At 66.5% G+C, this 25,834-nt stretch carries 28 protein-coding genes and 1 other RNA gene; 16 read left to right on the top strand and 13 right to left on the bottom strand.

All coding sequences use genetic code 11. The features are described from left to right. Positions 1–25: 25 nt before the first annotated feature. The gene (gene mscL / locus BOO69_RS15900) at positions 26–463 is read left to right on the top strand and encodes a large conductance mechanosensitive channel protein MscL (RefSeq protein ID WP_071973870.1); all 438 of its coding nucleotides are present in this window, start codon (positions 26–28) and stop codon (positions 461–463) included. 101 nt (positions 464–564) lie between these two features. Here mscL and ald read toward each other — a convergent pair whose 3' ends face one another. Beyond that, positions 565–1,683: an alanine dehydrogenase gene (gene ald / locus BOO69_RS15895; RefSeq protein WP_071973869.1), complete on the bottom strand. Its 1,119-nt coding sequence runs from the start codon at positions 1,681–1,683 to the stop codon at positions 565–567. A 136-nt stretch (positions 1,684–1,819) separates the two neighbouring features. On the opposite strand from ald, the gene BOO69_RS15890 reads away from it, so the two are divergent. Then, positions 1,820–2,278: an Lrp/AsnC family transcriptional regulator gene (locus BOO69_RS15890; protein ID WP_071973057.1), complete on the top strand. Its 459-nt coding sequence runs from the start codon at positions 1,820–1,822 to the stop codon at positions 2,276–2,278. 64 nt (positions 2,279–2,342) lie between these two features. Here the strand turns inward: BOO69_RS15890 and rpsU are convergent, their stop codons facing one another. Beyond that, complete coding sequence (gene rpsU, locus BOO69_RS15885) at positions 2,343–2,549, bottom strand: 30S ribosomal protein S21 (protein ID WP_007118112.1); 207 nt, start codon at positions 2,547–2,549, stop codon at positions 2,343–2,345. A gap of 113 nt (positions 2,550–2,662) precedes the next feature. Between rpsU and BOO69_RS15880 the strand changes: the two genes are divergently transcribed. From BOO69_RS15880 to BOO69_RS15865, 4 genes are all read left to right on the top strand, one after another. Beyond that, positions 2,663–3,361 carry a COQ9 family protein gene (locus tag BOO69_RS15880; protein ID WP_071973056.1) on the top strand — a complete coding sequence of 233 codons (699 nt, stop codon included), beginning with the start codon at positions 2,663–2,665 and terminating at the stop codon, positions 3,359–3,361. A gap of 70 nt (positions 3,362–3,431) precedes the next feature. Beyond that, on the top strand, positions 3,432–4,151 hold the full coding sequence (locus BOO69_RS15875) for an energy-coupling factor ABC transporter ATP-binding protein (RefSeq protein WP_071973055.1): 720 nt from the start codon (positions 3,432–3,434) through the stop codon (positions 4,149–4,151). Further along, complete coding sequence (locus BOO69_RS15870) at positions 4,126–4,758, top strand: energy-coupling factor transporter transmembrane component T family protein (RefSeq protein ID WP_071973054.1); 633 nt, start codon at positions 4,126–4,128, stop codon at positions 4,756–4,758. Before BOO69_RS15875 ends, BOO69_RS15870 begins: the two co-directional genes overlap by 26 nt. A gap of 30 nt (positions 4,759–4,788) precedes the next feature. Continuing rightward, on the top strand, positions 4,789–5,334 hold the full coding sequence (locus BOO69_RS15865; RefSeq protein WP_071973053.1) for a biotin transporter BioY: 546 nt from the start codon (positions 4,789–4,791) through the stop codon (positions 5,332–5,334). Here the strand turns inward: BOO69_RS15865 and BOO69_RS15860 are convergent. Beyond that, complete coding sequence (locus tag BOO69_RS15860; protein ID WP_071973052.1) at positions 5,323–6,423, bottom strand: thiolase family protein; 1,101 nt, start codon at positions 6,421–6,423, stop codon at positions 5,323–5,325. The two genes, BOO69_RS15865 and BOO69_RS15860, sit on opposite strands and share 12 nt — an antisense overlap. Next, on the bottom strand, positions 6,420–7,655 hold the full coding sequence (locus tag BOO69_RS15855; protein WP_071973051.1) for a class I adenylate-forming enzyme family protein: 1,236 nt from the start codon (positions 7,653–7,655) through the stop codon (positions 6,420–6,422). Before BOO69_RS15855 ends, BOO69_RS15860 begins: the two co-directional genes overlap by 4 nt. Positions 7,656–7,779: 124 nt before the next feature. On the opposite strand from BOO69_RS15855, the gene BOO69_RS15850 reads away from it, so the two are divergent. After that, on the top strand, positions 7,780–8,766 hold the full coding sequence (locus BOO69_RS15850; protein WP_071973050.1) for an NAD(P)H-quinone oxidoreductase: 987 nt from the start codon (positions 7,780–7,782) through the stop codon (positions 8,764–8,766). 60 nt (positions 8,767–8,826) lie between these two features. On the opposite strand, the gene BOO69_RS15845 is transcribed toward BOO69_RS15850, so the two are convergent. Further along, positions 8,827–9,474, bottom strand: coding sequence for a ribonuclease T2 family protein (locus BOO69_RS15845; protein ID WP_071973049.1), 648 nt, complete (start codon positions 9,472–9,474; stop codon positions 8,827–8,829). 126 nt (positions 9,475–9,600) lie between these two features. Here BOO69_RS15845 and BOO69_RS15840 point away from each other — a divergent pair, with 126 nt between their 5' ends. The 3 genes from BOO69_RS15840 (at position 9,601) to BOO69_RS15830 (ending at position 12,984) form a co-directional block, all read left to right on the top strand. Then, a complete protein-coding gene (locus BOO69_RS15840; protein ID WP_071973048.1) occupies positions 9,601–10,377 on the top strand; it encodes a DUF1013 domain-containing protein in 777 nt (258 codons plus the stop codon). Between the two features lie 84 nt (positions 10,378–10,461). Next, positions 10,462–11,574, top strand: coding sequence for an endonuclease/exonuclease/phosphatase family protein (locus tag BOO69_RS15835; protein WP_071973868.1), 1,113 nt, complete (start codon positions 10,462–10,464; stop codon positions 11,572–11,574). A gap of 231 nt (positions 11,575–11,805) precedes the next feature. Then, entirely contained in the window at positions 11,806–12,984 is a 1,179-nt protein-coding gene (locus BOO69_RS15830) for a type III PLP-dependent enzyme (protein ID WP_071973047.1), read from the top strand. A gap of 126 nt (positions 12,985–13,110) precedes the next feature. On the opposite strand, the gene recR is transcribed toward BOO69_RS15830, so the two are convergent. The 4 genes from recR to BOO69_RS15810 form a co-directional block, all read right to left on the bottom strand. Then, positions 13,111–13,704, bottom strand: a complete 594-nt coding sequence (gene recR, locus BOO69_RS15825; RefSeq protein ID WP_071973046.1) for a recombination mediator RecR — start codon at positions 13,702–13,704, stop codon at positions 13,111–13,113. Between the two features lie 66 nt (positions 13,705–13,770). After that, positions 13,771–14,115 carry a YbaB/EbfC family nucleoid-associated protein gene (locus tag BOO69_RS15820; protein ID WP_071973045.1) on the bottom strand — a complete coding sequence of 115 codons (345 nt, stop codon included), beginning with the start codon at positions 14,113–14,115 and terminating at the stop codon, positions 13,771–13,773. Positions 14,116–14,169: 54 nt separating this feature from the next. Further along, a complete protein-coding gene (locus BOO69_RS15815) occupies positions 14,170–15,939 on the bottom strand; it encodes a DNA polymerase III subunit gamma/tau (RefSeq protein WP_071973044.1) in 1,770 nt (589 codons plus the stop codon). Positions 15,940–16,003: 64 nt separating this feature from the next. Continuing rightward, complete coding sequence (locus BOO69_RS15810) at positions 16,004–16,366, bottom strand: YidH family protein (protein WP_071973043.1); 363 nt, start codon at positions 16,364–16,366, stop codon at positions 16,004–16,006. A 63-nt stretch (positions 16,367–16,429) separates the two neighbouring features. Here BOO69_RS15810 and ypfJ point away from each other — a divergent pair, with 63 nt between their 5' ends. Further along, the gene (gene ypfJ / locus BOO69_RS15805) at positions 16,430–17,269 is read left to right on the top strand and encodes a KPN_02809 family neutral zinc metallopeptidase (protein ID WP_071973042.1); all 840 of its coding nucleotides are present in this window, start codon (positions 16,430–16,432) and stop codon (positions 17,267–17,269) included. Positions 17,270–17,470: 201 nt separating this feature from the next. Here the strand turns inward: ypfJ and ffs are convergent. Beyond that, positions 17,471–17,568: signal recognition particle sRNA small type (ffs, locus tag BOO69_RS15800), an RNA gene on the bottom strand. A gap of 120 nt (positions 17,569–17,688) precedes the next feature. Here ffs and nudC point away from each other — a divergent pair. Both nudC and BOO69_RS15790 read left to right on the top strand, forming a co-directional pair. Continuing rightward, positions 17,689–18,657 (top strand): NAD(+) diphosphatase, encoded by a 969-nt coding sequence (gene nudC, locus BOO69_RS15795; protein ID WP_071973041.1) that lies wholly within the window; start codon positions 17,689–17,691, stop codon positions 18,655–18,657. 75 nt (positions 18,658–18,732) lie between these two features. Then, positions 18,733–19,200, top strand: a complete 468-nt coding sequence (locus BOO69_RS15790) for an SRPBCC family protein (RefSeq protein WP_071973040.1) — start codon at positions 18,733–18,735, stop codon at positions 19,198–19,200. 94 nt (positions 19,201–19,294) lie between these two features. Here the strand turns inward: BOO69_RS15790 and BOO69_RS15785 are convergent, their stop codons facing one another. From BOO69_RS15785 to BOO69_RS15775, 3 genes are read right to left on the bottom strand one after another with little or no spacing between them, the layout of a single operon-like run. Then, positions 19,295–20,692 (bottom strand): PepSY-associated TM helix domain-containing protein, encoded by a 1,398-nt coding sequence (locus BOO69_RS15785; RefSeq protein WP_071973039.1) that lies wholly within the window; start codon positions 20,690–20,692, stop codon positions 19,295–19,297. 37 nt (positions 20,693–20,729) lie between these two features. Further along, entirely contained in the window at positions 20,730–21,119 is a 390-nt protein-coding gene (locus BOO69_RS15780; RefSeq protein WP_071973038.1) for a hypothetical protein, read from the bottom strand. A gap of 58 nt (positions 21,120–21,177) precedes the next feature. Next, positions 21,178–22,017: a prephenate dehydratase gene (locus BOO69_RS15775; protein ID WP_071973037.1), complete on the bottom strand. Its 840-nt coding sequence runs from the start codon at positions 22,015–22,017 to the stop codon at positions 21,178–21,180. A 127-nt stretch (positions 22,018–22,144) separates the two neighbouring features. Between BOO69_RS15775 and BOO69_RS15770 the strand changes: the two genes are divergently transcribed. From BOO69_RS15770 to BOO69_RS15760, 3 genes are all read left to right on the top strand, one after another. Further along, positions 22,145–22,645, top strand: a complete 501-nt coding sequence (locus BOO69_RS15770; RefSeq protein ID WP_071973036.1) for a c-type cytochrome — start codon at positions 22,145–22,147, stop codon at positions 22,643–22,645. A gap of 165 nt (positions 22,646–22,810) precedes the next feature. Next, positions 22,811–24,736: an extracellular solute-binding protein gene (locus BOO69_RS15765; protein ID WP_071973035.1), complete on the top strand. Its 1,926-nt coding sequence runs from the start codon at positions 22,811–22,813 to the stop codon at positions 24,734–24,736. A gap of 7 nt (positions 24,737–24,743) precedes the next feature. After that, positions 24,744–25,829, top strand: coding sequence for a microcin C ABC transporter permease YejB (locus tag BOO69_RS15760; protein ID WP_071973034.1), 1,086 nt, complete (start codon positions 24,744–24,746; stop codon positions 25,827–25,829). The last annotated feature ends 5 nt before the right edge of the window (positions 25,830–25,834 follow it).

Here is a 25,834-nt window from a genome sequence, read left to right as displayed (position 1 = left end):
CGACAACTGGAAAAGGGACACGAACGTGATTAACGAATTCAAGGATTTCATCGCCAAGGGCAATGTCATGGACATGGCCGTCGGTATCATTGTCGGCGCGGCATTCACCGCCATCGTCACGTCGCTGGTAGGCGACCTGATCAACCCCATCATCGGCCTTTTCACCGGCGGCGTCGATTTCACCAACAACTACGTGGTTCTGGCGGGTGATGTGCCGGCGGGCGCGTCGCTCGATGCCGCGCGCGAGGCGGGCGCATCCGTCTTCGCCTTCGGTTCCTTCGCCATGGCGGTAATCAACTTTCTCATCATCGCCTTTGTCGTCTTCATGCTGGTCAAGATGGTGAATCGCGTCAAGTCGGCGGCCACCAAGCCCGACGAGGTCGCCCCCGAGGTGCACACCGGCCCGTCCGAACTGGATGTGCTGCTGGAAATCCGCGATCAGCTGGCCAAGAACCCCCGCTGAATCGACAAAGGGCGCGGCGACGGGGCCGCGCCCTTTTCCTTCAGGCAGGGAACGGGGCCAAGGTGACCCCGAAAACCGCCGCCCCTATATCCTGCCCGCGATCAGGCCTTGAGCGCGAGGCGCGGCGACAGCACGTCGATGCCCAGTGCCTTGCCCACCGCGTGATAGGTCAGCTTGCCCGCGTGCACGTTCAGCCCGTTCAGCAGGTGTTCATCGTCCTCGCAGGCCTTGCGCCAGCCCTTGTTGGCAAGGTCGAGCATGAAGGGCATGGTCGCGTTGCCAAGCGCTATGGTCGACGTCCGCGCCACGGCGCCGGGCATGTTCGCCACGCAGTAATGCATGATCCCGTCCACCTCGTAGATCGGATCCTGATGGGTGGTCGCCTTCGATGTCTCGAAACAGCCGCCCTGGTCGATCGCCACGTCCACCAGCGCGGCACCGGGTTTGAGTTCCGCAAGCTGCGCGCGGCTGATCAGCTTCGGCGCGGCGGCACCGGGGATCAGGACCGCACCGATGATCATGTCCGCTTGCCGTGCCAGCTCGATGGTGTTCTGGGCCGACGCGTAGGCGGTCTTGAATGTCCCGCCGAAAACATCGTCGAGATACCGCATCCGGGGCAGGGACCGGTCCAGCACGGTGACATCGGCGCCCATGCCGGCAGCGATCCGCGCGGCATGCGTCCCGACGACGCCACCGCCGATCACCATCACGCGCGCGGGTCCGACACCGGGGACACCCCCCATCAGCACACCGCGTCCCCCGTTCGCCTTCTGCAGGGTCCAGGCGCCGACCTGCGGGGCCAGGCGGCCCGCGACCTCTGACATGGGCGCCAGCAGCGGCAGGCCGCCCATGCGGTCCGTCACGGTTTCATAGGCGATGCAGGTCGCGCCTGATTCCATCAGGTCGCGGGTCTGGTCCGGATCGGGCGCAAGGTGAAGGTAGGTGAACAGCACCTGTCCCTCCCGCAGCATCTTGCGTTCCACCGCCTGCGGCTCCTTGACCTTGACGATCATCTCCGCCGTGGCAAAGACCTCTTCGGCCGTGCCGATCACCCGTGCGCCGGCAGCCTCGTAATCCGCGTCCTCGAAGCCCGCGCCGATACCGGCGCCGGTCTCGATCAGGACCTCGTGGCCCGCGTTCGTCGCTTCCAGCGCCGCAGAGGGCGTCAGCCCCACGCGGAACTCCTGCGGTTTGATCTCTCTCGGGCAGCCGATTTTCATGATGATTCCCCTGTGCATTGGATGCCCTTATTTTAGGCAGCCAAGGCGCAAAGAGGCACGAATAATGCTGGAACTCCCCCGGTGTGGCGGGATAGAATTGCGCAAAGATGACCAATGACGCGAAAGCTTTGCGCAAATGACCCTCGACGAGTTGGATCGCCGTATCCTGCGGGCCCTTCAACGCAACGGCCGGATGTCGAACGCCGACCTGTCCGAGGAGGCCCACCTGTCGCCCTCGGCCTGCCACCGGCGGGTGCAACGGATGGAGCGGGCGGGCTACATCAGCGACTACGTCGCGCTGCTCGATCCGCGCAAGCTGGGCATGCCGACCACCGTTTTCGTCGAGATCACGCTTCAGGGCCAGGCAGAAGACACCCTCGACGCCTTCGAGAAATCGGTCGCGCGCATACCGGATGTGCTGGAATGTCACCTGATGGCGGGGTCCGCGGACTACCTGCTCAAGGTCGTCGCCGAAAACACCGAGGATTTCGCCCGCATCCATCGGCAGCACCTGTCACGCCTGCCCGGCGTCCAGACCATGCAGTCCAGTTTCGCCCTGCGCACGGTCTGCAAGACCACCGCGCTGCCCGTCTGACCGCAAACGAAAACCCCCGCAACGCAAGGCTACGGGGGTCGTTTTCCGGCAATGCGGGAATGATTTACATCATGCCTTCGCGTTGCGCTTTCTTGCGTGCCAGCTTGCGGGCACGGCGGATCGCTTCAGCTTTCTCGCGCGCTTTTTTCTCGGACGGTTTCTCGAAATGCTGCTTGAGCTTCATTTCACGGAACACGCCTTCGCGCTGGAGCTTTTTCTTCAGAGCCCGGAGGGCCTGATCGACATTGTTGTCGCGAACACTAACCTGCATGTGGTTGTCACCACCTTTCTAGGAAAAAGTTGCAAGGATTTGCAGGAAGTGGCCCTATATCAAGCCTTGAACCATTTGTCGAGTCCGACAATACCGCATAACAGGAGGTCAAGATGACAAGTACCCCCAAGGATCCAAAGCTCAGGCTGCTGGATGCGGCGCTGATGCACGTGCCCTTCGATGGCTGGTCGGAAACCACCTTCAAGGCCGCCATCGCGGACAGCGGTGTCGAACCCACCGTGGCGCGTGCGGTCTGTCCGCGGGGCGCCGTCGATCTTGCCGTGGCCTACCACCGGCAGGGGGATGCCGCGATGGTGGATGCCCTGAAGTCCGAAAACCTTCAGGATCTGCGGTTTCGCGACCGCATCGCCCGCGCCGTCCGCCTCCGGCTCAAGGTGGTGACGGACAAGGAACTCGTCCGCCGCGGCACGACCCTGTTCGCCCTGCCGCAATACGCCCCGGACGGGGTCAAGCTGATCTGGGACACCTGCGACATCATCTGGGACACCCTGGGGGACACGTCCGACGACGTGAACTGGTACACCAAGCGCGCCACGCTGAGCGGGGTCTATTCCTCGACCGTGCTGTACTGGCTCGGCGACGACAGCGAAGATCAAGCGCGGACATGGGAATTCCTCAATCGCCGCATCGACAACGTGATGCAGATCGAAAAGCTGAAGGCGCAGGTGAACAACAGCCCGACACTGAGCAAGCTAATGGCGGGCCCGAACTGGGTGCTGAGCCACATCAAGGCACCCACCCGGTTCCCCAAGGGCGATCTGCCCGGTTCATGGAGCGCGCCGCGCGACTGACGGCGAGTCTTTACACTCCGGCCAGACATGCTAGGCCAAGCTGCCTTTTCCAAGCCGGAGCCGCCCCCGCATGCCGCTGATCGATGCACGGAACATCACCTATGCCCCGGACGGCGTGCCAGTGCTGACCGATGTGGACCTGCGCAGCGACGGGCGACGCATCGGCGTGGTGGGGCGTAACGGATCGGGCAAGACGAGCCTCGCGCGCGTGCTGGCCGGGCTGATCGTGCCCGACGGCGGCGAAGTCCGCATCGCGGGCGCCGCGGTGGCCCGGGACCGCAAGGCGGCCCTGTCCGCCGTGGGCATCCTGTTCCAGAACCCCGATCACCAGATCATCTTCCCCACCGTCGAAGAGGAAATCGCCTTTGGCTTGGGGCAGATGGGCCTTTCCGGGCCCGAGGCCCGCGAAAAGGTGATGGCGGTGCTCGACCGTTTCGGCAAGGCGCATTGGGCCGAGGCCGCCATTCACAGGCTGTCACAGGGCCAGCGCCAGCTTGTCTGCCTGATGTCGGTGCTGGCGATGCGGCCACGGGTGATCCTGCTGGACGAACCCTTTGCCGGGCTGGATATCCCGACCTCGATGCACCTTTTCCGCGTGCTGGACGATGTCGATGCCACGCTGGTCCAGATCACCCACGATCCCGCCATGGTCGCGGGCTATGACCACGTCCTGTGGCTCGACGCGGGCAAGGTGGCCGCGCAGGGGGCGCCACAGGCGGTGCTGCCGGTCTTCGAAGCACGGATGACCGAACTGGGGGCGGGCGATGATCTCTCTGACCTCGCCGGTTGAAACGCGCGCCCACGGCTGGCCCGCCGGGGCCAAGCTCGTCGCGCTCTGTGCGGCGATCGTGGTGCTGTTCGCCACCGACGTGCTGGCCGCGCATGCGATCTTTCTCGGCCTGACGCTCGGGCTCTATGCCCTGCCGGGGCGGCGTTTCCTGCGCACCGGCCTGAACCGGCTCAAACCCCTGTGGATTTTCGCGGCGGTGATCCTGATCTGGCACGTCGTCACCGCGGACCCGAGGGCGGGGCTGGTGATCGTCCTGCGGATGGTGACGGCGGTGGCGCTGGCCAATCTCGTTACCATGACCACCCGCCTGACCGACATGATGGCCGTGGTCCGCTGGCTGTTGACGCCGTTGCGCCGCTTCGGCCTGCGCACCGAGGTGGTGGAACTGGCAATGGCGCTGGTGATCCGCTTCACGCCTGTGCTGGCCGAGAAGGGCCGCCTGCTGGCGCTCGCGTGGCGCGCCCGCGCGGTCCGGCGGGTGGGTTGGCGCATCGTGACGCCGCTGGCCGCGCTCGCCATAGACGACGCCGAACACGTTGCCGAGGCGCTGCGCGCCCGCGGCGGGGTGGCGGTGACGCAGGTTGACCGCCCCGGGGGCAGGCAGTAGCCAGTCCCAAACCGGATCAAGGATACCCGCATGGAACGCTCACTCACCCTCGTCGCCCTTTTCGCCGCGCTGATCGCGGCCCTTGGCCTGATGCCCAACCTGATGCTGGCGACCGGCGTGCCGATCACCGCCCAGAGCCTCGGCATCATGCTGTGCGGGACGGTTCTGGGCGCGGCGCGCGGCGGGCTGGCGGCGCTGCTCTTCGTGGCGCTGGTCGCGCTGGGCCTGCCGTTGCTGGCAGGGGGGCGCGGCGGCGTGGGCGTCTTTGCCTCGCCGACCGTGGGTTTCGTCGTGGGCTTTCCGGTCGCGGCCTTCGCCACCGGCTTCGTGATGGAGCAGCTGAGGGGCATGTCGGTCGGCTGGGCCGCCGGAATCGCCTCGGTGCTGGGCGGGATCATCGTGCTCTACGCCATCGGGCTGACGGGCTTCATGATGGTGCTGGACCGCTCCTTCGTCGAAGCCTTCGCGATCCTCGGCTGGTACCTGCCGGGCGACGCGATCAAGGCGGTGCTGGCCGGGCTCATCACCGCAGGGCTGGCCCGCACGCGGCCCGACAGCCTGCTGTCACGCGGATAGCACCAGCGCCGTCCCGATCCCCCCGGCGGCGGCAATGGCGGCCAGCCCGGTGCCGCCCTGCCTGCGCAGCGTGTGAAACAGCCGCACCGCGTTGATCGCGCCGGACGCCCCCACCGGGTGCCCCCGCGCCAGCGCGCCGCCGCCGCCGTTCACGATCTCCGGATCAAGACCCGCTTCGCGGACGCAGGCCACGGCCTGAACGGCATAGGCTTCCATCACCTCGGCGGCTGAAAGGTCGGCAGGGCGCAGGCCTTCCGCCGCCAGCACCTCGCGGATCGCCGCCACGGGGGCGAGGCCCGGCAGATCGGGCGTGCCGCCCAGCGTGCGCCCGCCGCGCAGCGCGACGCACGGCACCGAAAGGCGCCGGGCCACCCGGTCCGAGACCACGACGACAAAGGCGGAACCGTCCGCCGCCACGGCGGTGTTCGCGGTGGTGACGTCGCCGCAAAGAACCTTGGCGCGGCGGCACAGGGCGGGGCGCAGGTCGCGGGTGAAGCTGTCGGCGCGCAGGCCCGCGATCTCGACGACCTCGCCGGGGGCGGGTGCGGCGGCGCGGGCCAGCCGGTGACTGCGCATGGCCCAGGCATCCTGTTCGTCCCTGCCGATCCCCAGCAGGGCCCCAAGCGCCTGCGCCGCAACGGTCATGTCGGGGTCGCGATCCGGCCACGGGGTAAAGCTGGCCTGCTCGTAGCGCTCCGGCGGGCGGCCGTCCGGGTACGTCCGCATCCGCACCGGGCGGCGCGAATAGCTTTCCACGCCGCCGGCGATCACCACGTCCGCCGCACCCGCAAGGACCATGTGCCGTGCGAGGTTCAACGCGTCGAGGCCGCCGGCGCATTGCCGGTCGAGACTCAGCCCCGCGACCCGCTCTGGCAGGCTTGCCGCCAGCGCCAGCACGCGCGCGGGGTTGCCGCCGGCCCCCAGGGCGTTGCTTGCGATCAATTCATCCACGTCCGAAGGCTCCAGGCCGGACTGCGCCAGCACCGCGTCGATGACCGGCGCGGCGAGTTCCTGCAACGAGAGCGCAGCGAACGCCCCGTCGCGCGGGGCCACCGCGCTGCGGCAGGCGGCGGCGATCCACGCGGTCATCGCGCCCGCTCCGCCAGACGGCTCAGGGCCGCGAGGTCGATCTTCCCCGAGGGGAGCCGGGGCAGCACGCCGGCGAAATGCACGGCGCGCGGGGCCACCAGCGGGCCAAGGGCCTCGCGGCAGGCCCGCTGCACGCGGTCGGCGAGGGTGCTGTCCTCCGGCCCTTCCAGCCACGCTTCCAGTCGGTGACCGCGGAGCGGATCAGGCCGGGGCAGGACCGCGCAGTCGCTGACATCCGTCAGATCGCGGATCACGGCTTCGACCGCCTCGGGGTGCACGTTCCGGTCCGCGATCTGCACCATCCGCGACAGCCGCCCGCTGAGCCAGATCTGCCCGTCCGTGTCCAGCCACCCGATTTCGCCGACAGAGACGAATCCATCCCGCGCCCGGACCGTTGCATCGGGGCCGCCCAGATACCGCTCGAACAGATAAGGGCTGCGGGCCCAGACCTCGCCCGTGCCATCGGTGGGCCGCCCTTCCGGGTCGAGGATCCGCAGCGTCACGCCGGGATAGGCGCCGCCCACCGCGCCATCGGGCGTGCCCGGACCGCCGAGGGTCACGAAACTTGTCTCGGCCGACCCGTAGAACACGTACAACGCCGCGGCGGGGGCCAGTTTCCCGATGGCGTCACGCACCTCGGGCTGCAGTGCCCCGCCGCCGCAGAGGATCAGGCGCAGCGCGGGCAGGGTGCCACCGTCCGACGCACGCACCAGCCGCAAGAGCTGTGTCGGTGTCGCGTAAAGAACGCTCACGCCTTGCTCGCGGCACCGCGCCACCTGCGCGCGGGGCGTCAGGCGGTCCAGCACATGCACATCCGCCCCGAGGTGCAGCGCTTCCAGCACACCGTAAAGCGCGAGCGAGTGGTCGAGACTGCCGGGGATGGCCACCCGGTCCGCGGACCCGATGCCCAGCAAAGCGGCGTTCTGCGCGAAACTCGCCGTCCAGGACCGATGACGGCGCAGGATCGCCTTGGGCCTGCCGGTGGAGCCGCCGGTCAGCGTCACGAAATGGCCCGGCGGGACGGAGCCTTCGGGCAGCGAAACCCCGTCGCCGACGCAGAACCCCCCCGCCGCACGCACCCGTGCGCCCAGCCGGGCAAGGCAGGCTGCCGTGGGCATCGGCGCGATCACCTCGAAGCCCGCCGTCCCCGATCCATCGGGCCGCGCGATCTCCTCCGGGCCGGCAAAGAGGCGGGCACTTTCTTTCCAGGCGAACCTGTCGTTATCGGTCATCGGCTGTTACAGCCTCCCGCACATTGGGTTGGCCGGGCGCGCCCGGCATCCCTGTGGAGTTACCGGGGTCGACGCGACGCTTGCAAGTCCTATGCTGCACCCAAGCAAACCGAAAGGAAGTCCGATGAGCCAGACAATGACCGCAATGGAGATCACCAAGCCGGGGGGGCCGGAGGTCCTGCAGCCGGTCGAACGCCCGGTGCCCGAACCCGCACATGGGCAGGTGGTGATCAAGGTGGCCTATGCCGGTGTGAACCGTCCCGACGCGCTGCAACGCGCGGGCAAGTACGCGCCGCCGCCCAACGCCAGTGACCTGCCCGGTCTCGAGGCGTCGGGAGAGGTCGTGGCACTGGGCGAAGGTGTCTCCGGGATCGCCGTGGGCGACAAGGTATGTGCCCTGCTGCCGGGCGGCGGCTATGCCGAATACGTCGCCACCCCCGCCGCGCATTGCCTGCCGGTGCCCGACGGCATGGGGATGAAGGAAGCGGCCTGCCTGCCCGAGACCTTCTTCACGGTCTGGTCGAATGTCTTCATGCGCGGCGGGCTGAAGGCGGGAGAGCGCTTCCTCGTGCACGGCGGATCGTCGGGAATCGGCACCACGGCGATCCAGCTCGCCCATGCGTTCGGCGCACGGGTATTCACCACCGCCGGGACGGACAAGAAATGCGCCGCCTGCATGGACCTCGGGGCCGAGGCCGCGATCAACTACCGCGACATGGATTTCGTCGATGTCCTGACCGCCGAGGGCGGGGCGGACCTGATTCTCGACATGGTCGGCGGCGATTACATTCCGCGCAATATCCAGGCGCTGGCCGAAGACGGGCGGCTGGTGCAGATCGCCTTCCTTCAGGGGCCCAAGGTCGAGGTGAATTTCGCCACGCTGATGACCCGGCGGCTGACCATGACGGGATCGACCCTGCGGCCGCAAAGCGACCTCGCGAAGGCACGGATCGCGCAGGAACTGCGCGAGGCCGTCTGGCCGCTGCTCGTGGCGGGTCGGGTGGCCCCGGTGATGGACAGCACCTATCCGCTGGCGGAGGCCGCCGCGGCCCACGCGCGGATGGAGGGCAGCGGCCACATCGGCAAAATCGTTCTCGAGATTGCGCCCTGATCCCATCGCGCAAAGGCCGCGCATCCCGACGGTGACAGGACCGGTCGGCGCTGCGCGGCCTCAGCGCAGGCTGCGCAGCGGCGTGAAGACGGCGTCCTTCATCCGGCAATCCCGGACCACGTCCTGTCCGCAGGGCACCGGTTCCAGCGTCCGGTCCAGGCAGATGCGCGCTTCCTGGATGTGCCCGTCGCGACAGGTGATCGTGATCCCGTCCCGCCCGAGCGCGGGGTTCGCCTCGAGAAAGGCGGCCTCCACCACCGACGCCGGAAGGCGGATGGCGCGGACAAGCTCGCGGAACACGGCGGGCCGCTGGATCTGGTCGTAGGCCCGCCGGGACAGGGCATAGTAGTCGGCGGCGGAAAGGCCGCTGCAACTGCCGTGTTTCTTCCACTGGTGCCACGCCAGCCCGCTGGTGCCCATGACATCGGCCATCGCCGCCGTCATCGCCCGTGACGGCGGAGCCTGCACCGTTTGGCAGTAGGAAGGGTAGCCGCGATGGTACTGTGGCCACAGCCCGTGCAGGATCCAGCCGTGGGCCGCGCCCCGCGCGCATTGCGGCGAATTCCGGGCGTCGCCTTCCAGCGTGCACCAGTTCGGCGACCAGCTGAGCGACAGCACGTAGTAGTCGAACTCGCCGGGCGTCCCGGCGTCCGCGCGGGGCGCGATGGCGGTCAGAAGTAGGGACAGGGCCAGGGCGAACGCGCGCATTAAGTCTTTCCTTTGCTGTGCGGGACCACTATAAGGCCGCCGAGTTCCCCGACAATGGAAACCGTCCCGGCCCCCGGGAAAGCCCTTTCAGGCGACGGGAAAGTTGCGACGTTCAGGAGAGACAAGATGGCAAAACCGATCATGGCCAAGGCCACCGCCGTTTGGCTGGTGGACAACACGACGATCAGCTTCAAGCAGATCGCGGATTTCGTCGGACTGCATGAACTGGAAGTCCAGGGCATCGCGGACGGTGACGTGGCGCAGGGTGTGAAGGGGTTCGATCCCATCGCCAACAACCAGCTCACGCAGGAAGAGATCGACGCGGCGCAGGAAAACCCGCTGCACAAGCTCAAGCTGAAATACAACGCCGCCGCCCAGGGCGAGGAAAAGCGCCGTGGCCCGCGTTACACCCCGCTGAGCAAGCGGCAGGACCGTCCGGCGTCCATCCTGTGGCTGGTGAAGTTCCACCCGGAACTGAGCGATGGCCAGATCGGCAAGCTGGTGGGCACCACCAAGCCGACCATTCAGGCCATCCGCGAGCGCACACACTGGAACATCGCCAATATCCAGCCGATCGACCCGGTCGCGCTGGGCCTGTGCAAGCAGAGCGAACTGGACATGGCCGTGCAGAAGGCGGCGGCCAGAAAGGCCGCGGCGGGCGAGATCATGAGCGACGACGAACGCCGCAAGCTGGTCAGCACCGAACAGAGCCTCGGCATGGACGCGGAGCCCAAGATTCCCACGGCGATCGAGGGGCTGGAGACATTCACCCTTGCCGGCGAGGCGGATGACGAGGACGACGCCGAAGCCGGCCGCAAGGGCGACTACTCCGACGCCGACAGCTTCTTCTCGCTGCCTGACAGCGACGACGAGGATGACGAGGACGACGACGTGTCGCGCTGAACCCTCTCGTCCGGGGAACCCCGGGCGAGGCTGCGACGTTAGGTCTTTTGCGGTGGCAGGCCGCAAACAGTAATGGAGCACAAGATGAACTGGGCAGGCATCGTGATCGACGGGTTTATCTGGTTCGTGGCCGTCCTGCTTCTCGTTGCAACGCTCCTGCCGCTCAGCAAGCTGCCCCACGGGATCGTGCGCGGGGGGGAATTCCCCCGCGAACAGATCTTTCTTCTGGCGGTGGTGATGGCCGCCGTGATGGCGATCACGCAGAAATACCACCTCGGCAGCGTCGGCGCGGCAGTCATGGCGATGGTCGCCCTCGTTCAGATGATCTTCATCCTGAAGTTCACCCCGATCTGGCCGAAGCAGTCGGTCGCGGCCGATCCGGACCTGCAGAACGACACCGATCGTCACATCAGCCTGATCACGGCCAACGTGAAGAAGTCGAACCGCGACTACGGCAGGCTGATCGACCTCACCCGGGATCGGGCACCGGATGTCATGATGGCGATCGAGGTGGACGACGAATGGATCGACGCGCTCAAGGACGGGCTGGCTGACATCTACCCCCACTGGATCGAGGCCCCACGCGACAACGGCTATGGCATGTGCCTGATGTCAAAGCTGGAACTGGTGGAACCGCAGGTCCGTGACCTGATCGTCGACAACGTGCCGTCGATCCGGACCATCGTGAAACTGCGCGACGGACAGACCTGCCGGCTTTACGTGGTGCATCCCGAACCCCCGGTGATCGACCACGACACCAAGGGGCGCGACAGCGAGATCGCCCGCGTCGGCATCGAGGCGGAGGAAGACCACCTTCCGGCCCTCGTGACCGGCGATCTGAACGACGTGGCATGGTCCACGACGACCCGCCGCTTCCAGCGGCTGTCGGGCCTGCTGGACCCGCGCGTCGGCAGGGGCTTCTACAACACCTTCAGCGCCACGATGCCATGGATGCGCTGGCCGCTCGACCACCTGTTCCACGACCCCCGGTTCCGCCTCGTGGACATGGCGCGGCTGGGCAAGATCGGATCGGACCATTTCCCGATGTGGTTCGTGCTGGCGCTGACCCGGTCGGAGGCCTGCGAAAGCGAGCCGGGCGAGAGCGAGGAAGGTGAAGTCGAGGAAGCCGAAGAGATGATCCGCGAGGAGAAATCCAAGGACCGCGAGGCGATCGGCAGCGACTGGGAAGACGAATGATCCCGCGCGCCGGGTGATGCGCGAGGGTGACACTCCGGCCCGCGGACCGATCTTTTTTCCCGCCCCGCGATTTGCCCTTGCACGAATCCGAAAAGAGAATAAATGGCGCATTACAGACGCCAACGCACGCGCCTCTGGCCGGTCAGCTCAACCTGACTGACCCGCGTTTATGTAGCGACGGTAACGTCTCTTGAAACGACTTTGGGGTCCGACCCCATCTGCTCTTTGGAGATGACCATGAACGCTACCGTCCCCGGCGCCCTCGGCGTCGCAACCCCCGTATTCGTCGATGCCGCAGCGGCCTTCATCGCTGCCAACGACTTCGACCGTCCGACCCTCGTGGTCAGCCGTGACCGCGTGTCGGCACAGTACGATGCGCTGCACGCCGGCCTGGGACGCGCGCACATCCACTACGCGGTCAAGGCAAACCCCGCCGCGCAGATCATCCGTCTGCTGGTCGAAAAGGGGTCGGGCTTCGATGCCGCCTCCCGCCAGGAGATCGAGCTCTGCCTCGCGCAAGGCGCCAAGCCCGAGCATATCTCCTTCGGCAACACGATCAAACGCGCCTCGGACATCGCCTTTGCCTTCTCGGCCGGCGTGACCCTCTTCGCCGCGGACTCCGAAGCGGAACTGGAAAAGATCGCCGCCCACGCACCGGGTGCGCGGGTGTACATCCGCCTGATCGTCGAGAACTCGATGGCCGACTGGCCACTGAGCCGCAAGTTCGGCTGCGCTCCCTCGGCGCTGCCGGACCTGCTGGATCATGCCCGCGACCTCGGCCTCGTGCCCTACGGCCTGTCCTTCCACGTCGGCTCCCAGACCCGCAAGGCGGAGTTCTGGAACCCGGTGCTGGACCAGGTGTCGGTGCTGTGGCACGCCGCCCGTGCGGACGGACACGACCTGCAACTGCTGAACCTCGGCGGCGGCTTCCCGGCCTTCTACGGTGAGGACATCGAAGCCCCCCGCGCCTATGCCGCTGCGGTGATGCAGGCGGTGGAGACGCGGTTCGGCGCGGTGCCGCAGATCATGGCGGAGCCGGGCCGCGGCCTCGTTGCAGAAGCGGGCCACATCGCCGCCGAGGTGATGCTGGTCTCGCGCAAGTCCGCCGACGACCTGCACCGCTGGGTCTACCTCGACATCGGCCGGTTCTCCGGCCTGGCCGAAACCGAAGGCGAAGCCATCCGGTACCAGATCGCGACCCCCCACGACGGCGGTGAGACCGGACCCTGTGTTCTTGCTGGACCTTCCTGCGACTCTGCGGATATCCTTTACGAGAAACGCCCGATTCATTTGCCTCTTGCCCTCAAATCGGGCGACAAGGTGATGATCCGGAACTGCGGTGCCTATACCAGCTCCTACAGTTCCGTCGGGTTCAACGGGTTTCCGCCGCTGGATGTGATCGTTCTCTGAGAGGACGGAAAATCGCGACGGACGGGCCGCCTGCTTTGGGAGGAGCGGGCGGCCTGCGTTGTTTCAGGGCCGGGCGCACGTCAGGAAATCTTGCGGCTTCCGGCCCCTTCGCGTCGGAGAAATCGGCTACAACGCCTTGCGGGCACGCATCGCGGCGCTGATCGTGCCATCGTCCAGATAGTCGAGCTCGCCGCCGATGGGCACGCCCTGCGCGAGCGACGTCAGCCGAACCTGACCTTCCAGCCGGTCGGCGATGTAATGCGCCGTTGTCTGGCCGTCGATCGTGGCATTCAGCGCAAGGATCACTTCGGTGATTCCCTCGCTGGACACTCTGTCGATCAGCCGGGGGATGCGCAGTTCCTGCGGGCCGATGGCGTCGAGCGCCGACAACGTCCCGCCGAGCACGTGGTAGCGGCCCTTGAAGACACCCGCGCGTTCCATCGCCCACAGATCGGCGACATCCTCGACGACGCAGATCTCGCCGTTGGCGCGCTTCTCGGACGTGCAGATGTCGCAGACATCCGCGGTGCCGACATTCCCGCAGTTCACGCATTCCCTCGCGGTCGCCGCGACGGTCTGCATCAGGTCCGCGAGGGGCGTCAGTTGCAGCGCCCGCTTGCGGATCAGGTGCAGCACCGCGCGCCGCGCCGACCGGGGGCCGAGCCCCGGCAGTTTCGCCATCATCTCGATCAGGGCGTCGATGTCGCGGGTCGAACTCATTCCGGCGCTCCCGGCGGCGGCTGTTGCACTAGAGTATTTGGGGCATAAAGAAGCGGGGCGCCGCGCTCAGAACGGCAGGTTCATGCCCGGCGGCAGGCCAAGGCCCTCGGTCAGTTTCGACATTTCTTCCTGCGCCCGCTCCGACGCCTTGGCCTGGGCGTCCTTGATCGCGGCGAGGATCAGGTCTTCGACGACTTCCTTGTCGTCGCCGTTGAAGATCGACGGATCGATGTCGAGGCTCTTGAGCTCGCCCTTGGCCGAACAGGTCGCCTTGACCAGGCCGGCGCCGCTTTCGCCGGTCACGAGGATGTTGTGCATCTCCTCCTGCAGCTCGGCCATCTTGCCCTGCATTTCCTGGGCCTTCTTCATCATGCCGGCCATGTCGCCGAGCCCGCCTAGTCCTTTGAACATTCGATGTCTCCTGGTGTCTGGTTGTCTGTCATATGAGGGCCGCGGGGGCCGGTATCAACTGTCCTCGAAGGGATCCCATTCGTCCTCGACCTCGGGCAGGGCTTCGGTTTCCGCCTGCGCGGCCACCTGTTCGGGTGTGCGGATGGCGGTGATGCGGGCCTTGGGGAAGGTGGCGAGCACCGCCTGCATGAGCGGATGCGCCTGGGCGTCCGCGCGCAGTGCGTCCTCGCGCGCGTCGCGCACCTCGGCGATGGTCCGGGCGGTCGCGCCGTTCACGATGCTGACGGCCCAGCGGTTGCCGGTCCATAACTGCAGCCTTGCGCCCAGCCGCTGTGCAAGGTCGCGCGGCGCGCTGTCGGTCGGAGTGAATTCGATCCGGCCGGGTTGATAGGCGGCGAGACGCAGGGTCGTTTCCACCTCGACCAGCAGCTTGACGTCGCGGTTGGCGCGGATCAGCTCGACCACGTGTTCGAAGGTGGGAAACCGGGAGAGCGCCGCGTCGGGATCCTGCGCGAGAGCGGTGTTCTGCGAGGCCGGGCCGGGGTTGCCCGCCATCCGGGCCGTCGCCTGCCTGACGGCGGCAGCGCCCTGCGAGGACGGGGCAGACGCGCCCGCGCCGCCGCCCCCGCCGGGTGCCGGTGCCGGGCCGGGGGCCGCGGGCGGCGCCCCGTTCTGGAGTCGGCGCACAAGTTCCTCGGGGCTGGGCAGGTCGGCCACGTGGGTCAGCCGGATGATTGCCATTTCCGCCGCCATCATGGCGTTCGGGGCGCCCGCCACTTCGTCCAGCGCCTTGAGCAGCATCTGCCAGAGCCGCGTGAGCACCCGCATCGGCAGCGCCTCGGCCATCGCCGTGCCCCGGTTGCGTTCTTCGGGCGATACGGTGGGATCCTCGGCCGCTTCGGGCGTGATCTTGACCACCGAGACCCAATGCGTGATCTCGGCCAGATCGCGCAGCACCGCCATCGGGTCGGCGCCGTCGGCGTATTGCGCCGACAGTTCGGTGAGGGCGCCCGCCGCATCGCCGCGCAGGATCATGTCGAAGAGGTCGAGCACGCGGCCCCGGTCCGCGAGGCCCAGCATCGCGCGGACCTGCACGGCCGTGGTTTCCCCGGCACCGTGGCTGATCGCCTGATCCAGCAGCGACGTGGCATCCCGCGCCGATCCTTCGGCCGCGCGGGTGATCAGCGCCAGCGCGTCATCCGCGATCTCGGCCCTTTCGGCGTCGGCGATCCGGCGCAGCAGGGCGATCATCACCTCGGGTTCGATCCGGCGCAGGTCGAAGCGCTGGCAGCGTGACAGCACCGTGACCGGGACCTTGCGGATCTCGGTGGTGGCGAAGATGAACTTCACGTGCTCGGGCGGTTCCTCGAGCGTCTTGAGCAGGGCGTTGAATGCCCCGGTCGACAGCATGTGCACCTCGTCGATGATGTAGACCTTGTAGCGCGCGGAGGCCGCGCGGTAGTGCACGCTGTCGATGATTTCGCGGATGTTGGCGACGCCGGTGTTGGAGGCCGCGTCCATCTCCATCACGTCGACGTGGCGACCTTCCATGATCGCGACGCAGTGTTCGCAGACGCCGCAGGGTTCGGTCGTCGGCCCGCCGTTGCCGTCCGGCCCGATGCAGTTCATCCCCTTGGCGATGATGCGCGCCGTCGTCGTCTTGCCGGTGCCGCGGATGCCGGTCATGATGAAGGCCTGCGCGATCCGGTCCGCCGCAAAGGCGTTCTTGAGCGTGCGCACCATCGCGTCCTGACCCACGAGGTCTGCAAAGGTCTCGGGGCGATACTTGCGCGCCAGAACGCGGTAGGCGGTGCTGTCGGTCATGAAAATCCTTCGGATTCGGTCCGGTGGCCAAGGTAGGCTTTCGGGCGCGCGGCGTCCACCGCCGTCAGAGCGCCCAGAGCACCGCGCCCACCGCGACGGAGGCCGCGCTGAGGATGATGGCCAGCGTCCGCATCCGGCTGTTGGGCTGCGCCTCGGCGTGGTGGTCGTTGAGCCGTTTCAATGTCTTTGTCGCCTGATCGTGGGCGGCCCAGAAGATGTAGATCGCCGCCACGATGAACACCGTGGCCACCGCCTTGGCCGCCCATGTCGGTTCGAAATCCCCGAACACCGCGCGCAGGCCGATCGCCACGGCCAGCGAGGCCATGCCGGTGCGCATCCAGCCCGCGAAGGTACGTTCGTTGGCCAGGATCGTGCGGTCTTCGGCCCAGTCCGTCCGGTCTTCGGCCAGTTCATTGTCGGTGCTCATCGAACCATTGTGTGCGACGCGCGTTTGCCTGACAATATCTCATGACATAGCAAGGAAAATATCATGCGGTTACGTGGCATCCGGCGAAGCAGGAACGTCGAGGTCCGGCGTGGGGGCGGCGGTGCCGGCCGGGTTGGCGGGCTGGGTCTTGTCGGGGTGCTGTTCGTGCTGGGCATCGGTTATTTCACCGGCATCGACGTCACACCGCTTCTGACCGGGTCAGGTGGCACGCCTACCCAGCAGAGCACGCCGGTCAGCGCCGAGGATGACGCGGCCACGCAGTTCAGCGCGCAGGTGCTGACCACGACGGAAGAAGTCTGGACGCAGGTGTTCCGCGACCAGTTGGGGCGTACCTACGAGCCGCCGCGGCTGGTAATCTTCTCGGGTGTCACGCAAAGCCCGTGCGGCGGCGCGTCGGGGGCCACCGGGCCCTTCTATTGCCCGGCGGACGAGAAGGCATATCTCGACACGCAGTTCTTCACCATGCTGAGCCAGCGGATGGGCGCGGGGGGTGACTTTGCCGCGGCCTACGTGATCGCGCACGAGGTGGCCCACCACGTTCAGAACCAGCTTGGCATCCTGCCGGAGGTCAACGCGGCGCGGCAACGCGCCAGCCAGACGGAGGCAAACGCGCTGACCGTGCGGCTGGAGCTGATGGCGGATTGCCTGTCAGGCGTCTGGGCCACGAACGTGCGCGGACTGATGGAGCGGGGCGATCTGGACGAAGCCCTGAACGCCGCGCGCAAGATCGGGGACGACTACCTGCAACGACAGGCGGGCCGGGTGCCGCAGCCGCATACCTTTACGCACGGCACGTCGGAACAACGCGCGCGCTGGTTCGACAGGGGGTTCGACAGCGGGCAAGTGGCGGATTGCGACACCTTTGCCGCGGAGCGGTTGTAGCGCGGGGTTACCCATGGGTAACGCAAGATACTGTTAATGAATGATAATTTTCCGTTTCCTCGGCGTGCGGCTGTGTTGCGCGGCCAAAGGCGCGGGCGGGCAGCCTGAGGAATGACGGGATGTCTGGATTGCGTGGCCCTCTCGGGAGCATCCTTTGGATGCCCCTGTCGGGCGACGCGCTTTTGCTGCGCAAAAGCGCTGGGGTGAGAGATTGATAACGACCCAAGCGGGACTCGTTGCGGCTGCTTCCTTCCGGACCTGACCGGGTTGGCGAGGCGCCTGCCCGCACCAACCTCTCGAGGCCCGATATAGGGAAACGGGTGCCCGAACGCAAGGGTGCGGGGCCATTGCCCTTGGCCGAACCTTGGTGCAAACGAGAGAGGCCGCACGAGCGGCAGCGCAGGACGGGGGGCGGCAGCATGCGACATGCGGAACAGGTGACATTCGGCGGCTCTGCGCTGGACCGGGCGGGCGAGATTCGCAACGATCCGGCGGCCCTGCGCGCGGCGCGCGACGATCCGGACGCCCGGGCGATCCTGTTCTGGCGGGGCAAGCCGCTGATCTCTCCGGCCCGGCCCGCGCGGCTGGTGCGGCTGGAAATGGATCATCCGGTGCTGGCGGACGCGGCGGAGGAGACGATTCTTCTGGGGCGCGAGAACGGCGCGGCGCGCTTTGCCTTCGACCTGTCGCAATGGCAGCCCGAAAACGTCGACGAAGCGGCCCTGGGCGGGTTCCTCGACCCCAGCGAGCAGCGGCATCCGGCACTGGGTGACGACATGGTGTTCGCCGAACTGCGGCGGGTGATGACCTGGCTCGATCCCCGGGACGCCGAGCTGGCGGCGACGGGCCGCGCGATGTTCGGCTGGCACCGGGCGCACGGGTTCTGCGCGGCCTGCGGCAGCCGGTCAGACATGGTTCAGGCCGGATGGCAACGGGCCTGCACGGTCTGCAAGGCCTCGCATTTTCCGCGCACCGATCCCGTGGTCATCATGCTGATTACTCACGGCAATTCCGTTCTCATGGGGCGGTCGCCGGGCTGGCCGCAGGGCATGTATTCCCTGCTGGCGGGTTTCGTGGAACCGGGCGAGACACTGGAAGCGGCGGTCCGGCGTGAAGTCTTCGAGGAAGCGGGCGTTCAGGTCGGCGAGGTCCGCTATCTGTCGAGCCAGCCGTGGCCCTTTCCGGCATCGCTGATGTTCGGCTGCGCGGGGGAGGCCCTGAGCCGGGAGATCACCATAGATCCCGTCGAGATCGAGGATGCCTTGTGGGTGTCGCGGGAAGACATGATGGAGATTTTCGCCGGAAATCACGACACGATCCTGCCCGCCCGCAAAGGTGCCATCGCGCACTTCCTGTTGGAAAATTGGCTTGCGGACCGGTTGGATTGAGGCAAAGGTAAACGCAAAAGGCCCGCATGGAACGTCGGGCCACGCGGACGAGGCAGCGCAGATCGGGACGACAGCATGAAGTTTTCGACGAAGGAAGACGTGGAGGCACCGATAGATGCGGTCTTCGCGATGCTCAGTGATTTCGAGACTTTCGAACGCTCCGCGATGCGTCGGGGGGCCGAGGTGCAGCGCGTCGACGACAAGAGGGTGCCGGGCCCCGGCATGACCTGGCGGGTCGCTTTCGACCTGCGCGGCAAGCGCCGGGAGATGGAACTGGAAATGGTGACCTACGACCGCCCCAACGAGATGGTGCTGGAAAGCACTTCGCCCGGGCTGCTGGGCACGATGACGTTCGAGTTGATGCCCCTGTCGCGTTCCCGGACCCGCGTCCTTGTCGAGCTCGAGGTGAAGCCCCTGAACCTGAGCGCCCGGTTGCTGGTGCAGTCGATGAAATTGGCCAAGAACTCCCTGACGAAGAAGTACAAGCTGCGGGTCGCGGAATTCGCGCGGCAGATGGAGGAACGGCATTCGCGCACGGCGTGATCCGTCGCAGCGCGGGGATGCCGCCATTGGTTGCGCACCGCTAACGCCCGCGGCGTCGGAGCAGCGGCCCCGTGGGGCCGCCGCCTGATGCGCCTCAGGAGAGCGCGCGCCTCATCCCCGGCAGAAGCCGCAGCAGCGTCACGTCGATCAGGAGCGCGGCGAGGATAGCGGCACCGCCCAGCGGGAACAGGACACCCAGCGCCACGACCAGCAGGGCCGCGCCCTTCCAGAAGGGCGCATCGGCGGGTCGCGGCGGGGCGGCGAGGCCGCGGGCCGAAACGGGACGCCTTTTCCACCACATCACGAGGCCCGAAAGCGACACCACGATCACCGAAAGACAGAACAGGGTGTTGAGCATCAGGTTCCAGACGCCAAGATCCCCTTCGTGAAAGGCGATCCCCACGGCCATCGCCTTGGCATAGGGGGAATAATCGGCGAAGCGCACGTCGGCCAGCACGTTGCCGGTGTAGCGGTCGATGTGCAGCGTCCGGTCGGCGGTCGGGTCCGGTCCGTCGTTGGACATGCTGTCATGGCTGATCGTCCAGACCCCGCTTTCGTCCGCGGGCAGGTTGATCTGGAAACGGCCGTCGAAGCCGAGGGTGCGGGCGAAATCGGCGACCTTGTCGAGCGTGACATCGCCCCGGATCGCCGTGACACCGGCGAGCGACCCGGACGCCGGCATGGGCGTCTGTTCGAGGCCCCAGGGGACCTCCTCCGCCGTGCCGTGGTTCATCGAGGCATGGGTGGCATCCGAGGTCGGCGCGCCCCATTTCTCGGCCGGGAAGGTGTTCCAGGCCTGCATCATCTGGGTGCCCCAGACCCCGGCCCAGCTGAGACCCGAGACCAAAAAGACCAGCAGGAGCAGGGATATCCAGAACCCTGTCACCCCGTGCAGCGATTTCCAGAAGCCGCGGCCCCGTGACCGCAATTGGGGCGCCAGTGCCTTGCGCCAGCCTGTGCCGCCACGGGGCCAGTGCAGGTAGAGCCCGCTGGCGATCAGCACGATGGCGAGGCTTGCCGCGATCTCGATCAGCCAGTCGCCGACGGTGCCCAGCAGCAGCGAGCCGTGTATGTCGTTGGCGAAGTCGTACCACCCCGCGCGCCACGGGAAGCTGTGCAGCACCGTGCCTCTGTAGGGATCGAGCGCGACGCCGGTCCTGACGCCGCCGGCGTCGACGGCGAAGGATGCGACCCGGTTCTCCGCGAGGGGGGAGACGTATTGCACCGCCCGGCTGCCGGGGATCGAAGCCTCGGCCGTCGCCTGTAGCTCGGCAAGGGGCAGCGGATTGCCGGCCGGGGTGACCGCCATGCGTTCGGCCCCGAGGCCGGCGGACCACGAGATCCAGAGCATGGTCAGGCCGGTCAGGGCCAGCATGCAGAGGAAGGGGATGACGTAGAGGCCGGCGTAGAAATGCCAGCGCCACGCGATGAAGTAGAATGCGCTTGCAGGGCGCGCCGCCGGAGAGCGGGCTCCGAGTGTCGTGTCGGTCATGAGACCTCCTTGGAATGAATCTGAGTTTCGAGGGAAATCAGATCGTCGCGGGAGGCCCGGTGGCAGGAGGCAGGCCGGTCGGGCCGGCGTGGGACAGGATCGTCGGGGGAATCGCGGGTGCGATGACGGTGACATTCGCGGCGATCGCCGCGATCACGGTGGGGGCTGCGGGGGCGAAGGCCGGGTGCGCCGCCGACCAGTCGCAGCGCGGCGGCGTGTCGTCCGCGTCCGACGGATCAACAGGTTGGCCGCTGTCCGGATCGACGAGGATCTCGACCATCTCGGTACCGGTGCAAAGCACCATCCGGATCCCGCGGTCGGTCGCGACCGGCATCACCGCATCGGAAATCAGCGACAGCACGAGGAACGGCGCGAGCATCAGCCAGAGCCCCGCACGGCGCGCCATCTTCGCGAACGCGGCTGTCATCGCGCGCGCCTTTTGCCGGTGCAGGTGACGCCGGCGGGTCGAGGCCGGCTGGACTGCGTCATCCGCGATCGGGGTGTGCAGGATAGACACCCAGGATGTTCAGCATGTTGGTGAAGTATCCCAGTTCGTCCAGCGCCCGTTTGACGGCGGGGTCTTCGGGGTGGCCTTCGATGTCGGCGTAGAATTGCGTCGCCGTGAAGGAGCCGCCGACCATGTAGCTTTCCAGTTTCGTCATGTTGACGCCGTTGGTCGCGAAGCCGCCCATCGCCTTGTAGAGCGCGGCGGGAATGTTGCGCACCTCGAAGACGAAGGTCGTCAGCATCTTGTCCGCGCGGCGTGTCGTGTCGATCCGGGGGGACATCAGCAGGAAACGGGTGGTGTTGTGGTCCATGTCCTCGATGTCGCGGGCCAGCACGTCGAGGCCGTGGATGTCGGCGGCGACTTCGCTGGCCAGCACGCCTTCGGTACTGTCCGCGGATTCGGCGAGGTCGGCGGCGGCCCCGGCGCTGTCCGCCGCCGCCTCGGAGGTGATGCCATGCGCGTCGAGAAAGCTTTGCGCCTGGGGCAGCAGCACCATGTGGGCGCGGACGTGCTTGACGTCTTCCAGCCGGACGCCGGGCCGGGCCATGAGGGCGATGCGCACCCGCACGAAGGCTTCGGCGATGATGCGCAGCCCGCTTTGCGGCAGCAGGCGGTGGATGTCCGCGACCCGGCCGTAGGTAGTGTTTTCGACCGGCAGCATCGCGAGGTCCGCCCGGTTTTCGCGCACCGCCCGGATCACACCTTCGAAGGTGGTGCAGGGCACGGGAATCATCTCGGGGTTGGCCTGCAGGCAGGCCTCGTGCGAATAGGCACCCAGGGCGCCCTGAAAGGCGATGCGCGGCGGGGTCTCTGCCATGTTCGTGATCTTCCTTCGGCGAATTGCCCGAGAGGGGCGTTTGGTCGCGGTAACTACACCTTGCCCCGCGAGAGGGAAAGCAATAGATACCCGCCAACGAAAGCCACAGAAGTAATGGACCACGCCCATGTTCGATACGATGACACTGACAAAAATTGCCGGCGGCCTCTTCGGTGCATGGCTGATCCTGCTGCTGGGCAAATGGGCCGGCGAAGAGATCTATCATGCCGAGGCACATGGCGAGCAATCCTATGTCATCGAAGTTGCCAGCGCTGAGACCGAGGAGCCCGAGGAAGAGATCGATTTCGCCGCGCTGATGGAAGCGGCCGATCCCGGCAAGGGCGAAAGCGTTTTCCGCAAGTGCTCCGCCTGTCACAAGGTTGACGGCACCGATGCGGTCGGCCCGCACCTGAACGGCGTCGTCGGGCGTGACATCGCCTCTGTCGACGGCTTCAGCTATTCCGGCGGCCTGTCCGACAAGGAAGGCGCGTGGGAGCCCGAGAAGCTCAGCGCGTTCCTGACCGATCCGAAAGGCTGGGCGCCGGGGACCACGATGGGTTTCGCGGGTCTGAACAAGCCCGAAGATCGCGCCAATGTGATTGCCTATCTCGACAGCCTAGGCGGCTGATAAAAATGAAAATTTCGTGAAGGGCCGTCCATTCGGGGCGGCCTTTTGCGTATCCGGGGCCGGGCGGGCCCAAGATTACATATTCGCAACTTGTATCTTGGCTGCATTGGCCTTTAGCTTACATCTGGTTTGAACGACGATTTGAGACCCTCAAAGGAGAGCCTGATGATCCGACCCCAGTCCCGCGCCGCCGAACTGACCTCCACAAGACGGCTCTGGACGGCGTGGAGCGCGCTGCTGGTTATCGGGCTGTCGCTGATCGTCGGCACGGCCGCCGCCGCGCAGGAAGAGACCATCAAGAGCCACGGCTACTCCTTTTTCGGCGATCTCAAGTACCCCGAGGATTACAGCCACTTCGACTACGTGAACCCGGATGCGCCCAAGGGCGGCGAGATTTCGATCTCGACGCTGGGCACCTTCGATTCGATGAACCCCTACACGCGCAAGGGGCGCGGCGGGGCGCTCAGCACGGTGATGTACGAAAGCCTGCTGGGCGAAGGGGTGAACGCGCCGGCCCCGGCCGATGTCTATTCGGAATACTACTGCCTGCTGTGCGAAAGCCTCGAGTATCCGCCCAGCAAGGACTGGGTGATCTTCTACATGCGCAAGGATGCCAAGTTCTCGACCGGTGATCCGGTGACGGCGCATGACATCGCGTTCTCGCACAACCTGCTGCTGGATCAGGGGCTGCAATCCTATGCGGAGGCGGTGCGCCGGCTGATCCCGAAGGTGGAGGTCATCGACGATTACACGATCAAGTTCTACTTTGCCGAGGGCGTGTCCCGGCGCAGCCTGATCGAGCAGGTGGGTGGTGTGCCTGCGTGGTCCAAGAAGTGGTACGAGGAAACCGGCGCCCGTCTGGACGAGGGGCGGCTCGAGATTTCGCCGGGGTCTGGCCCCTACATGGTCGAGACCGTGGATGTGAACCGCCGCATCGTCTACAAGCGCAACCCCGATTACTGGGGCGCGGATCTGCCGTTCAACGTCGGGCGGAACAACTTCGACCGGATCCGGATCGAGTATTTCGGTGACGAGAATTCCGCCTTCGAGGCGTTCAAGGCGGGTGAATACACTTTCCGCGCGGAGGGCAATTCGAAGCAGTGGGCCAGTGCCTATGACTTTCCCAAGGTCCAGCAGGGGCAGGTCGTGAAGGAGGAGTTGCCGAACGGATCGCCCCCCACACCGAACGGCATCGTTTTCAACCTCGGTCGCGAGGTGCTGCAAGACAAGCGTGTCCGGCAGGCCGTGGCGCTGGCCTTCAACTTCGAATGGACCAACGAGTCGCTGCAGTACGGGCTGTTCAAGCAGCGGGCCTCGTTTACGCAGGACACGCCGCTGATGGCCACCGGCGTGCCGGAAGGCGACGAACTGGCGCTGCTCGAGTCCCTCGGCGACGTGGTGCCGCCGGAACTGCTGACGGACGAGGCGGTGATGCCGCATACCTCCAGCCCCGAGCGGTTGCTGGACCGCCGCAACCTGCGGACCGCCATGCGCCTGCTGGACGAAGCGGGCTGGGAAGTGGGGGACGCCGGGATGCGCCGGAACGCCGAGGGCGAGCCGCTGCAACTGCGGTTCCTGCTGAATTCCTCCGGCTCCGCGACGCTGGCGGCGGTCATCGAGAATTTCATCTCCAACCTTCAGGCCATGGGCATCGACGCGGTGCTCGAAAAGGTGGATGCGTCGCAATACACCACCCGCGAGCGGGACCGTGATTATGACCTCGTGTTCGACGAATATGCGGCGTTCCTCGGTACCGGCACGGGGCTGAAGCAGCGGTTCGGATCGGAAGACGCGGCGTATTCGCTGTTCAACCCCGCCGGGCTCGCCAGCCCGTTGGTGGACACGCTGATCGAAGCATCGCTGCGGGCGGAAACATCCGAAGAGGAAGCGGCGGCGCTGCGGGCGCTGGACCGCGCATTGCGCTACGAGTTCTTCATGATCCCGGTGTGGTACAACGACGTGTACTGGGTCGCGTACTACGACCAGTACGAACACCCCGACATCCCGCCCTATGCGCTCGGCTACCTCGATTTCTGGTGGTACAACGCGGACAAGGCGGCCGAGCTGCGCGCGGCCGGCGCGCTGAGGTAATCGCGGCGTGGGCGCCTATATTGTCAGACGGCTGCTGCTGATCATTCCGACGCTGTTCGGGATCATGCTGGTGAACTTCGCCCTGGCACAATTCGTGCCCGGCGGCCCCGTGGAACAGGCCATCGCCCGGATCCAGGGCGGCGGGGATGTTTTCGCGGGCTTTGCCAGCGGCGGCAACGATGCGGGCGACACCGGTGTCGGGACCGGCAGCGAATACGTGGGCTCACGTGGTCTGCCGCCCGAGTTCATCGAGGAACTGGAACGCGAGTTCGGTTTCGACAAGCCGCCGGTGGAACGGTTCTTCAACATGATGTGGAACTACGTGCGCTTCGACTTCGGCGAGAGCTATTTCCGCTCCATCGGGGTGATCGACCTCGTGAAGGAAAAGCTGCCGGTGTCGATCTCGCTGGGGCTGTGGTCCACGCTGATCGCCTATCTGGTGTCGATCCCGCTGGGCATCCGCAAGGCGGTGCGGGATGGCAGCCGCTTCGACACATGGACGTCGGGCGCCATCATCGCGGCCTATGCGATTCCGGGCTTCCTTTTCGCCATCCTGCTGCTGGTGCTCTTCGCGGGTGGGTCGTACTGGCAGATATTCCCGCTGCGCGGCCTGACGTCGGACAACTGGAGCGAGTTGAGCCTCGGCGCCAAGATCGTCGATTATTTCTGGCACATCACCCTGCCGGTCGTGGCCTCGACCATCGGGGCCTTTGCGACGCTGACGCTGCTGACCAAGAACAGCTTTCTCGACGAGATCAAGAAGCAGTACGTCATCACCGCGCGGGCCAAGGGCCTGTCCGAGCGCAAGGTGCTGTACGGTCACGTGTTCCGCAATGCGATGCTGATCATGATCGCCAGTTTCCCCGGCGTGTTCATCGGCGTCTTCTTTACCGGATCGCTGATCATCGAGACGATCTTCAGCCTTGACGGTCTGGGGCGGCTGGCCTTCGAGGCGACCGTCGCGCGGGATTATCCGATCGTCTTCGGCACCCTGTTCATCTTTGGCCTCATGGGGCTGGTGGTCGGGCTCGTTTCCGACCTGATGTACGTCGCCGTGGACCCGCGCATCGACTTCGAGAAACGCGAGGGCTGAACGTG

Source organism: Sulfitobacter alexandrii (assembly GCF_001886735.1).
Taxonomy (GTDB): domain Bacteria; phylum Pseudomonadota; class Alphaproteobacteria; order Rhodobacterales; family Rhodobacteraceae; genus Sulfitobacter; species Sulfitobacter alexandrii.
Note: the sequence above shows the minus strand (reverse complement) of the source record. Positions and strands in the feature narration are given on the sequence as shown.

Coding starts and splice junctions, on each gene's coding strand:
- BOO69_RS15830 (WP_071973047.1), top strand. CDS start 11,806: ATGACCATGAACGCTACCGTCCCCGGCGCCCTCGGCGTCGCAACCCCC.
- BOO69_RS15875 (WP_071973055.1), top strand. CDS start 3,432: ATGCCGCTGATCGATGCACGGAACATCACCTATGCCCCGGACGGCGTG.
- BOO69_RS15880 (WP_071973056.1), top strand. CDS start 2,663: ATGACAAGTACCCCCAAGGATCCAAAGCTCAGGCTGCTGGATGCGGCG.
- BOO69_RS15840 (WP_071973048.1), top strand. CDS start 9,601: ATGGCAAAACCGATCATGGCCAAGGCCACCGCCGTTTGGCTGGTGGAC.
- BOO69_RS15775 (WP_071973037.1), bottom strand. CDS start 22,017: ATGGCAGAGACCCCGCCGCGCATCGCCTTTCAGGGCGCCCTGGGTGCC.
- BOO69_RS15890 (WP_071973057.1), top strand. CDS start 1,820: ATGACCCTCGACGAGTTGGATCGCCGTATCCTGCGGGCCCTTCAACGC.
- BOO69_RS15865 (WP_071973053.1), top strand. CDS start 4,789: ATGGAACGCTCACTCACCCTCGTCGCCCTTTTCGCCGCGCTGATCGCG.
- BOO69_RS15780 (WP_071973038.1), bottom strand. CDS start 21,119: ATGACAGCCGCGTTCGCGAAGATGGCGCGCCGTGCGGGGCTCTGGCTG.
- nudC (WP_071973041.1), top strand. CDS start 17,689: ATGCGACATGCGGAACAGGTGACATTCGGCGGCTCTGCGCTGGACCGG.
- recR (WP_071973046.1), bottom strand. CDS start 13,704: ATGAGTTCGACCCGCGACATCGACGCCCTGATCGAGATGATGGCGAAA.
- BOO69_RS15850 (WP_071973050.1), top strand. CDS start 7,780: ATGAGCCAGACAATGACCGCAATGGAGATCACCAAGCCGGGGGGGCCG.
- ald (WP_071973869.1), bottom strand. CDS start 1,683: ATGAAAATCGGCTGCCCGAGAGAGATCAAACCGCAGGAGTTCCGCGTG.
- BOO69_RS15870 (WP_071973054.1), top strand. CDS start 4,126: ATGATCTCTCTGACCTCGCCGGTTGAAACGCGCGCCCACGGCTGGCCC.
- BOO69_RS15820 (WP_071973045.1), bottom strand. CDS start 14,115: ATGTTCAAAGGACTAGGCGGGCTCGGCGACATGGCCGGCATGATGAAG.
- rpsU (WP_007118112.1), bottom strand. CDS start 2,549: ATGCAGGTTAGTGTTCGCGACAACAATGTCGATCAGGCCCTCCGGGCT.
- BOO69_RS15810 (WP_071973043.1), bottom strand. CDS start 16,366: ATGAGCACCGACAATGAACTGGCCGAAGACCGGACGGACTGGGCCGAA.
- BOO69_RS15845 (WP_071973049.1), bottom strand. CDS start 9,474: ATGCGCGCGTTCGCCCTGGCCCTGTCCCTACTTCTGACCGCCATCGCG.
- BOO69_RS15860 (WP_071973052.1), bottom strand. CDS start 6,423: ATGACCGCGTGGATCGCCGCCGCCTGCCGCAGCGCGGTGGCCCCGCGC.
- BOO69_RS15790 (WP_071973040.1), top strand. CDS start 18,733: ATGAAGTTTTCGACGAAGGAAGACGTGGAGGCACCGATAGATGCGGTC.
- BOO69_RS15770 (WP_071973036.1), top strand. CDS start 22,145: ATGTTCGATACGATGACACTGACAAAAATTGCCGGCGGCCTCTTCGGT.
- BOO69_RS15765 (WP_071973035.1), top strand. CDS start 22,811: ATGATCCGACCCCAGTCCCGCGCCGCCGAACTGACCTCCACAAGACGG.
- BOO69_RS15785 (WP_071973039.1), bottom strand. CDS start 20,692: ATGACCGACACGACACTCGGAGCCCGCTCTCCGGCGGCGCGCCCTGCA.
- ypfJ (WP_071973042.1), top strand. CDS start 16,430: ATGCGGTTACGTGGCATCCGGCGAAGCAGGAACGTCGAGGTCCGGCGT.
- BOO69_RS15835 (WP_071973868.1), top strand. CDS start 10,462: ATGAACTGGGCAGGCATCGTGATCGACGGGTTTATCTGGTTCGTGGCC.
- BOO69_RS15855 (WP_071973051.1), bottom strand. CDS start 7,655: ATGACCGATAACGACAGGTTCGCCTGGAAAGAAAGTGCCCGCCTCTTT.
- BOO69_RS15815 (WP_071973044.1), bottom strand. CDS start 15,939: ATGACCGACAGCACCGCCTACCGCGTTCTGGCGCGCAAGTATCGCCCC.